Origin of the sequence: Bacillus sp. JJ1532 (assembly GCF_036965085.1) — a bacterium.
Lineage (GTDB): Bacteria > Bacillota > Bacilli > Bacillales > Cytobacillaceae > Cytobacillus.
Genome location: NZ_JBALOW010000081.1, coordinates 1 through 2,482, shown reverse-complemented (window position 1 = coordinate 2,482; position 2,482 = coordinate 1). Strand labels below are relative to the sequence as shown.

The 2,482-nt window shown below is 37.7% G+C and carries 2 protein-coding genes; both read left to right on the top strand.

Annotated elements, in window-relative coordinates; all coding sequences use genetic code 11:
* Positions 1-129 precede the first annotated feature (129 nt).
* Positions 130-1,320, top strand: coding sequence for a glycine C-acetyltransferase (locus V7122_RS21675; protein ID WP_335529004.1), 1,191 nt, complete (start codon positions 130-132; stop codon positions 1,318-1,320).
* Positions 1,321-1,399: 79 nt separating this feature from the next.
* Positions 1,400-2,338, top strand: a complete 939-nt coding sequence (locus V7122_RS21670) for an L-threonine 3-dehydrogenase (RefSeq protein ID WP_335529002.1) — start codon at positions 1,400-1,402, stop codon at positions 2,336-2,338.
* The last annotated feature ends 144 nt before the right edge of the window (positions 2,339-2,482 follow it).

Genomic DNA, 2,482 nt, shown 5'->3' with positions numbered 1-2,482 from the left:
GTGATAAAGTATTACTTAATATTCCTTTATATATCTAGCTTTTTTGTAAAAACAACTGTCTTTTTGGGAGAGACATTTGTTTTTAGGAAAGCGACAAACAGGAACTGAATACGTAAGGGGGCCTTGATTATGTCAAGCAAAACATTAGATGCTTTTTTAAAGGAAAACCTAGAAGAGTTAAGAGGTAAGGGACTGTATAATGTTATCGATCCGTTAGAAAGTCCAAACGGACCAATTATTAAGATTAATGGCAGAGAGCTGATAAATCTATCTTCCAATAACTATTTAGGGTTAGCTACTGATGAGCGATTAAAGGAAGCCGCTACAAAAGCAATTAATAAATACGGGGTTGGAGCGGGAGCTGTTCGGACGATTAACGGAACATTGGCCCTGCATGTAAAGCTAGAAGAAAAACTAGCTGAATTTAAACATACAGAGGCTGCTATTGCGTATCAATCTGGCTTCAATTGTAATATGGCTGCTATCTCAGCTGTTATGGACAAAAATGACGCAATTTTTTCCGATGAATTGAATCATGCTTCTATCATTGATGGCTGCCGGTTATCAAGAGCAAAGATCATCCGTTTTAACCATTCTGACATGGAAGATTTAAGAGCAAAAGCAAAAGAGGCGAAGGAATCTGGCTTATACAATAAAATCATGGTCATTACAGATGGCGTTTTCTCAATGGATGGAGATATCGCCAAGCTTCCTGAAATTGTGAAAATCGCAGAAGAATTCGACCTGATTACTTATGTAGATGATGCTCACGGATCAGGAGTTTTAGGTGATGGTGCAGGAACTGTCAAGCATTTCGGGCTTTCTGATAAAATTGATTTTCAAATCGGTACTCTCTCAAAAGCAATTGGTGTTGTTGGCGGATACGTTGCCGGAAAACAAGAGCTAATAGATTGGTTAAAAGTAAGAAGCAGACCATTCTTATTCTCTACATCGTTAACTCCGGCAGATGTGGCTGCAAGTATAAAGGCAATTGAAATATTAATGGAAAGTACTGAATTGAATGAGAAGCTTTGGAAGAATGCTAATTATTTAAAAACTGGCTTAAAGAACTTAGGCTTTGATATTGGTGATAGTGAAACTCCGATCACGCCTTGTATTATTGGCGATGAAGTAAAGACACAAGAGTTCAGCAGAAAGTTGAACGAGGCGGGCGTTTATGCGAAGTCAATCGTGTTCCCGACTGTTCCGCAGGGCACTGGAAGGGTTAGAAATATGCCAACAGCAGCACATACGAAGGAAATGCTTGATCAGGCTATTGCAATATATGAACAAGTAGGGAAAGAAATGGGTGTAATTTAATTAATTTGCCCCTCATTCAACATTTTTGAAGAATGGCAATGGAGACGGGAATTTTCACAGAGGAAGGTTTGGTTATTAAATGAAAAAGGTTTTTATTACAGGGGCTTTAGGTCAAATTGGATCTGAGTTAACGTTGAAACTTAGAGATATTTATGGAGCAGACAATGTAATTGCCACAGATATAAGAAAAAATGATTCAGAGGCTGCACTTTCTGGTCCTTTTGAAGTTGTAGATGTAACAGACACGAAAACGATGATTGAAATGGCTAAGAAGTATCAAGTGGATACTATTATTCATATGGCTGCCTTACTTTCGGCTACCGCTGAAAAAAATCCGGTATTCGCTTGGAATTTAAATATGGGCGGGCTCATGAATGCTTTAGAAACAGCGCGTGAGTTAAATTGCAAATTTTTCACTCCTAGCTCAATCGGTGCCTTTGGTCCATCTACACCAAAGGATAACACCCCTCAAGACACTATTCAGCGTCCTACGACTATGTACGGTGTAAATAAAGTGGCGGGAGAATTACTTGCAGATTATTACTATTATAAATTTGGCGTTGATACAAGAGGTTTGAGATTTCCAGGATTAATCTCACATGTGACCCCTCCTGGAGGCGGTACAACCGATTACGCTGTTGAAATTTACTATGAAGCAATCAAAAATAAACACTATACTTCCTATATTGCGGAAGGAACCTATATGGATATGATGTATATGCCTGATGCATTAAATGCAATTGTAGATCTGATGGAGGCAGATGCTTCAAAATTAAAGCATCGAAATTCATTTAATGTGACAGCAATGAGCTTTGAACCGGAACAAATCGCTGCAGAAATTAGAAAGTCCATACCAGAGTTTAACATGGATTATCAGGTGGATCCTGTTCGTCAAAAGATTGCGGACAGCTGGCCAAATTCGCTTGATGCCACAGCTGCAATAGAAGAGTGGGGCTTTAAGGCAGAATATGATCTTGCAAAAATGACAGCAGATATGTTAGAAAAGCTACGTAAATAATTTAAATTGCAAACCAAAAGGCAGCAAATAAAGCTGCCTTTTTTATATATGTTAGGAAAGGTTAAATTGAAGTGCATAATCATAATATTAATTTGAATACTATTCTAAATTAGATTCGGAATATTTTTTATTATAATATTATTC

Excerpts from the sequence above, each read along its gene's own strand:
- V7122_RS21675 (WP_335529004.1), top strand. The coding sequence starts at position 130 with ATGTCAAGCAAAACATTAGATGCTTTTTTAAAGGAAAACCTAGAAGAG.
- V7122_RS21670 (WP_335529002.1), top strand. The coding sequence starts at position 1,400 with ATGAAAAAGGTTTTTATTACAGGGGCTTTAGGTCAAATTGGATCTGAG.